The organism is Micromonospora sp. AMSO12t (genome assembly GCF_008806585.1).
In the GTDB taxonomy this organism is placed as follows: Bacteria; Actinomycetota; Actinomycetes; order Mycobacteriales; family Micromonosporaceae; genus Micromonospora; species Micromonospora reichwaldensis.
Genome location: NZ_WAAS01000627.1, coordinates 1 through 430 on the forward strand (window position 1 = coordinate 1; position 430 = coordinate 430).

At 57.2% G+C, this 430-nt stretch carries 1 protein-coding gene; it reads right to left on the reverse strand.

Annotated elements, in window-relative coordinates:
• On the reverse strand, nucleotides 1–430 hold a 430-nt coding region (locus F6X68_RS33895; protein ID WP_192581675.1), incomplete at both ends, for a hypothetical protein.

Genomic DNA, 430 nt, shown 5'->3' on the forward strand with positions numbered 1-430 from the left:
AGAACTCGACAGTGATTATATGATCGAGCCCTCCGCGATCGATCACGTCCTTCAGGCTACTTCGTAGATCCTTAAGAACCGGCGTGAGGTCGCGGTATAGCGTCGAGCGCTTTCGGAGCTGTTCCGCCAGATGACGATCTCCGCTCTTCCTTGCTCTATCGATATCCTCTGGCGCGGCCTTCCTGACCGCTTGCATAGTGTCGAGATGCTCTTCCATTTTCGCCAGCAGCGTTGCTCCACCGCCGTCGAGGACTGCGCCGACCGCGCATCCCGCGATAAACACGCGTGCGTCGCCATGCAGGCTGTTGACATAAACGACCACGGCACCGGTTAAGAAGCTAAGATCGCGCAAGAGCTCGACGAAGTCGTCGGACGGATTGAAAGACGGGACCAGAATGATGTGCGATGTCTGCGTCGCCAAGATGGTTGC